General features: G+C 42.3%; 8 protein-coding genes and 2 pseudogenes. 5 read left to right on the forward strand and 5 right to left on the reverse strand.

Translation table 11 applies throughout. From position 1 onward, the window contains the following. Positions 1-80 (reverse strand): NAD(P)-binding domain-containing protein (locus Q0986_RS11985; protein ID WP_299410409.1); only part of this gene is annotated, 80 nt, incomplete at its 3' end. A 509-nt stretch (positions 81-589) separates the two neighbouring features. Here Q0986_RS11985 and Q0986_RS11990 point away from each other — a divergent pair. Both Q0986_RS11990 and Q0986_RS11995 read left to right on the forward strand, forming a co-directional pair. Further along, positions 590-889: a hypothetical protein gene (locus Q0986_RS11990; RefSeq protein WP_299410394.1), complete on the forward strand. Its 300-nt coding sequence runs from the start codon at positions 590-592 to the stop codon at positions 887-889. Next, on the forward strand, positions 889-1,065 hold the full coding sequence (locus tag Q0986_RS11995; protein WP_212663039.1) for a hypothetical protein: 177 nt from the start codon (positions 889-891) through the stop codon (positions 1,063-1,065). Before Q0986_RS11990 ends, Q0986_RS11995 begins: the two co-directional genes overlap by 1 nt. A 96-nt stretch (positions 1,066-1,161) precedes the next feature. On the opposite strand, the gene Q0986_RS12000 is transcribed toward Q0986_RS11995, so the two are convergent. From Q0986_RS12000 to Q0986_RS12010, 3 genes and pseudogenes are all read right to left on the reverse strand, one after another. Next, positions 1,162-1,467 (reverse strand): addiction module antidote protein, encoded by a 306-nt coding sequence (locus Q0986_RS12000; protein ID WP_366918574.1) that lies wholly within the window; start codon positions 1,465-1,467, stop codon positions 1,162-1,164. Between the two features lie 9 nt (positions 1,468-1,476). Then, positions 1,477-1,718: pseudogene (locus Q0986_RS12005) on the reverse strand (type II toxin-antitoxin system RelE/ParE family toxin). A 585-nt stretch (positions 1,719-2,303) separates the two neighbouring features. After that, the gene (locus Q0986_RS12010; RefSeq protein WP_299410404.1) at positions 2,304-3,155 is read right to left on the reverse strand and encodes a hypothetical protein; all 852 of its coding nucleotides are present in this window, start codon (positions 3,153-3,155) and stop codon (positions 2,304-2,306) included. 371 nt (positions 3,156-3,526) lie between these two features. Here Q0986_RS12010 and Q0986_RS22965 point away from each other — a divergent pair, with 371 nt between their 5' ends. From Q0986_RS22965 to Q0986_RS12020, 3 genes are all read left to right on the forward strand, one after another. Next, the gene (locus tag Q0986_RS22965; RefSeq protein WP_366918575.1) at positions 3,527-3,760 is read left to right on the forward strand and encodes a phage integrase N-terminal SAM-like domain-containing protein; all 234 of its coding nucleotides are present in this window, start codon (positions 3,527-3,529) and stop codon (positions 3,758-3,760) included. Between the two features lie 365 nt (positions 3,761-4,125). Then, positions 4,126-4,491, forward strand: a complete 366-nt coding sequence (locus Q0986_RS12015; RefSeq protein ID WP_299410405.1) for a Coq4 family protein — start codon at positions 4,126-4,128, stop codon at positions 4,489-4,491. 20 nt (positions 4,492-4,511) lie between these two features. Further along, positions 4,512-4,748, forward strand: coding sequence for a hypothetical protein (locus Q0986_RS12020; RefSeq protein ID WP_299410407.1), 237 nt, complete (start codon positions 4,512-4,514; stop codon positions 4,746-4,748). Between the two features lie 33 nt (positions 4,749-4,781). On the opposite strand, the pseudogene Q0986_RS12025 reads toward Q0986_RS12020, so the two are convergent. Then, a pseudogene (locus Q0986_RS12025) lies at positions 4,782-4,995 on the reverse strand (transposase); the annotation flags it as partial. Positions 4,996-5,095: the final 100 nt, after the last annotated feature.

Genomic DNA, 5,095 nt, shown 5'->3' on the forward strand with positions numbered 1-5,095 from the left:
AAGCCATTTCGCTCAACGTTGAGGGCTAGATTTTCCCCCATGACCGCGAGGCCAATCAGTCCAAATTGTTGCTGGGGCATAAGGAATTTGCTCTAAATAATGAGAGTCACAATGCGTTGACTACAGGGTAGCTTGATCCCCATGGGAACTACTGGAAGAAGAGATTAAAAGACGCCGAAAATCAGGTGAGAATCGGTCAGACATTGCATAAGTCAGCCATCCTGAGAGGGTATTTAATGCCTATCAATGGTGTTCAGCTAAGCTTCATCAAATGGTTGTCAGAATACAAGCCTTCAAATAGCTTCTCATATCGTAAAGCCAGGTGTTTTTAGAATCGGGTTCCTTAAATTCAGAGAAGCAGAGTTATTGATTGCTCTTGTAGCTCAAAAAACACATTGCTAAATAGACTTGTTCCTCATTGCTATCGTTGCCGTTGAATCGTCGCTCCTAACACAGAGAATCATCAACGAGTAAGTGCATGCGGAAAGCAGAATACATCACATGCTGCTGTATTCTACTTGGGAATGAAGAATGTAAAACGTAGTACATGGCAAAACTACCCGAGAGTCTCCTATCCACAATTTTTGAGTTGCTTCAGCAACTTGCTAAAGGGATTGAAGAGGCATCTGCAGTTGAATGGACTCTCTATGAGCAGCATGGTGAAACAGCTGAAACAATGGAAGAGTTAAAAGAGCTACAGAATGCTAGAGAGCGTCTGGTGTCCCCTTACTCACGTTTGAACACATTATTGCTTAGAATTTTGGAGTCCCAACCCATAGCTGACCCTGCTATGCTGGAATTATTGATCCAAACAGTAAGTCAAGCTCAAGCTTCAACTGATGCGTCTTGGGCCAGTGTTCAAGAAGTCAAACGAGTTTGGAGGCTTTGATGGCAGATAACAAAACAGCAATTCCAAGCATTGAAGAAAGGCAGCAGGCTCTTGAGATGCTAAGAGTGAGCAACCAACAGTTGGAACTCACCGCAATAGCATTGGACAAACTGATAACCACAGTAGAGACAGGTCTAAGCCGCCAATATCACCAGCGCGTGGAGAAAAGCCTTTAGCAGCTCTACCTCCTAACGAATTTGTCTCAGGGGCACAGGTGGAATTTGAAAAATCTCCATAGAGAGTGCGCATTGTTAATCCTGTGCACAGATCTATTAGGCAAGGCTTTCACTTTCAAGAGGGATGACCTGTAATCGCAAACCTAATGCCCGAAAAACTTTGAGAATAGTAGCAAACTCTGGGTTGCCCTCAATAGATAGTGCTTTATAAAGACTTTCACGCCCCAGGCCTGTATCTCGTGAGATTTGTGTCATTCCTCTTGAACGAGCAATATCTCCGAGAGCAGCAGCAATCAAAGCAGAATCACCATCTTCAAGGGCAGCTTCTAGATAAGCTGCGATGTCCTCTTTTGTTTCTAAGTGATTTGCTACATTCCAAATCTGAGTCTTTGTTTTAGCTATTCCACTCTCCTATAAGCCTCGTGCAAATTCCAGTGCTTGTTTAATATCTTTCTGTTGAGTACGCTTATCTCCACCAGCAAGCAATATAATCACGGTTGCTCCGCGCTGAATAAAATAGACCCGGTAACCTGGCCCGTAATCAATACGAAGCTCAGAAACACCTTCGCCAACTGATTTCACATCACCAGAATTACCAAAAATAAACGACGAATACGAGTATCAATGCGTGCTTTGGCTCGCCTATCTCTCAGGTTACTGAACCAGCGAGCATAAAGTTAGGTTTCGTGGATTTCAATCACTTCTCAATCGTATCTTGCAAGATACAGTCAAGACAAGTCATATCTTCTGGGTTCTACATAATCTATGCTCATAGGAATTTAAAACAAGCGTCCGCATTAACTGGGAATGAACAAGGGTTTTGTGTACAAAACGTACGTGTTTAAGTGCTCCACGTTCAACACTTTGTTATTCGCCGGACGTTGTGTTTGGCAAAGCGATTCAACTGGGTTCGACACAGCAGACAGACTCTTAAACAAAAACAATGTTTTCGAATCCGGGCAGCATGGTAGAGGATTGGGTTGGCCAGATCGCATTATCGCCGATCTCATCAAAAAGGTAGTCTCATTGAATTGCGGCTAGCCAACCATTTTCAAGCCATATGTCAATTTCAATATTGGGGTAAACGGTTGATTTTCAGACACCGAAAGCGTGTAGGAGAATAACATTGAGGCACCATCAGACAGCGATAAACTTTTAATCATAGCAGGTAGCATAATGCTCCATTCCGATGCATACCATAGTTAGGCCATAGCAACTTATTTCTGAATGAGTAATATTCAGTTAATCTTGATATTTAAAATTTTAATTTTCCCAGCAGGGTCTCGTCCAGCTCCATCATATTTAAGTTCTAGTAAGGAAAAATTATTAATTTTTCTAGACACTCCTTCAAAAGTAATAGATCCTTTTACAGGGATACTTGATACTAATGTATTACCACTATTAAAATTTCCACTCTTTATACCGATCTGAACTTCTTTAGGGATAAATTCATCACCAGCATCTGAAATCATCCTACTCTCCCTAGTCCATAAGCGAAAATATCTATCTTTTTTCAAAAGATTGGTGATCAGTAAGTCGCACTTAATATTTTCATTACTTCTTTTACAACCTTGCAATTTAGTTCTATAGTCATTGTCTTCAACTACTTGAATCACCGCAGTATCTTGAGGTGATGTGGATACTGGTGCAGATCTTGTCGGTGAAACGTCTGAAATTAAGGGATCTGGAGTAGGCTGATCTTCTAAGCTAGTTTCTTTTAGTTGAAAAGTTCGTGTTCTGTCATCAGGTGAATTGCCAACATTAACTACTTGATTTAAGGTTTCAAAACCATCCTGAATTAGAGTTACTTCTATATCTTCTCTCGCAGGAATTTGGATATTAGAAAAACCATTAGAGTCAGTATATTTAACCTCGGGTGCCCCTTGGGCCAAAAAACGAACCTCTACACCTTGAATTGGTTCATATTTTTTGTTCCGGACTACTAGTTCGACTTCCACAAATCCAGACGAACAAACTTGGCCTGAATCCAGCCTAAAATAACAACGTATTTCTGGAACAGTGATTGTTGCAACAACTCCTATCACCGCAATTATTGCGGAACTTACGCCAACAATTTTTTTAGCCTTCATGTCACCATCAAAACTCTACTAATTTTGAACTTTAATCAAGGTTGTACAGCCTGATTTTGGTTATATTTCAGACTGTCTTAGACTCCACCTATGTGAAGGTATTAGATATCGATTTTATACAAACACTTTCTCAAGCGGATTATATATCAAGTGTCGTATAACTATTAGTTAGAAAGCAATTTTCCTCCTTGCACGAAATAAGTTGACAGCTTACCGACCTCTTAAAGCCAAGCCTTTTCCACATTAGCAGCACGACATAAAGGTTGATTATTACGGGAATTTTTCGATATGCAAACTTGTAGTTAATTACCTATAAACCAGACAGGGAAATCATTTTCAGCATATATGTCATGCAGCAACAAAGAATGTTGATGGGCAAAATTAACCGTATAAGTTCTAATATCGGTTGTTATCAGGCACTTGATGCCACCCCACCAACTCCTTACCAAGTCTATGAAGTAATTCGAACTAAGCATTATGCTTATAGCACCGATAGCACCGAAACGAAGTATGTGCAGTGGATCCGGCGCTATATTCCCTTCCACCACAAACGTCATCCCAAAGAAAAAAGTAGAAGCCTTTCTGCCCCATCTGACCGTCAATGAAAATATTTCTGCCTCAACCCAAAACCAAGCTCTCTGTCCTGATATTCCCATCACTATAGGTATGTCTCAAACAACCCCTGATATAGGCTTTACTACTCTTCTAGGCGTTTTTGAAAATCTAAATTAACTTCTCTTCAATCAAGCTTTGGAATTCAGCCTCGATACAATAGTGACAGTTCATAGTCATCCAGCACATGACGCCTTCAAACTCGCCTCTTAACTCAACCGATTAATCATCTATGGTCCGTTGCTAATTCTCATCGGATAGTTGAGCCAAACATTCTCAGTTGTTGTTATGTAAACCTGCTCCAATCTCAAATTAAAGGTGCCTATATTGCTACCGCTCGTTTAGGAAGGTTGAAACAATGGATAGTAGTCATCCGCTAGCCTCTAGGCAGCGTTTCTCTTTTTTCTCCTTAGCTGTACAAGCCTATCGCCAAGGCAAACTCGGGGACGTTGCTGCTTATAAGTCTGCGATATTAGGCACTACAGCTTACCCAGAGATTGCGGAAACGCTCTCCAGATTAAAAACCTGCTTTCCCACCATTGACTTAGCAGCCTTAAGGAGCCTACCAGAAGGAACCTTTGGGCAGATCTATGCCCAGCATATGGATGAATGCCATCTAACCCCATTGGAGATTAGCGCAGACATTATAGCTGCACTACCAGACCAATCTTTGGGACTACGCTATACCCTCCTCCATGATGTGTTTCATGTGCTGTTAGGGTAGACACCAGCCTGGTCGGGGAAATGGGGGTATGGGCCTTTGTCGATGCTCAGCACTATAGTCCCAACTATCAGACAGCCGCCTGGCTGGCCCATTACTTATATCCTCTGGTCATTCCCCACCAATACCGACAACTACGAGACATCGAGCAGCAAAGCCGTAGGCTTGGGCAACAAGCAGCCTGCGTCATTGCTCAACCGCTCGAAGACTATTGGTCAGACCCCCTCTCTACGGTTCGATCGCGTCTAGGGTTGGCATAAAGATTTCAACCCTTGATAACCTGAGTTCGACAATTAGAAAATAGCTTGAGGTAAAGCTTTTGGGCCAAAGTTGGGGATATCTATCGATGGCTTATTGGGATGATAGGAGTAAGCGATCGCCCCTGAAACCAGATTGACCCAAAAGTTGAACGGGCTACGGTGGCGAGAATGCTCAATCTGGCAGATGTTTTTTGAGCTGGTTGTTGACCGCCTCAATGAGCGGACGCTTGCGCAGCAATACCTTGTCGACACGACTTGGAAGGTTAATAGTTGATCCGTGCTAGAACCACCTTAAGCCTTTCAACAGCATATTGAGCCATGTTTCCGCTAGTCGGCATCCCCAAAAC

The sequence above is a fragment of the Acaryochloris sp. IP29b_bin.148 genome (assembly GCF_028285565.1).
Taxonomy (GTDB): Bacteria; Cyanobacteriota; Cyanobacteriia; order Thermosynechococcales; family Thermosynechococcaceae; genus Acaryochloris.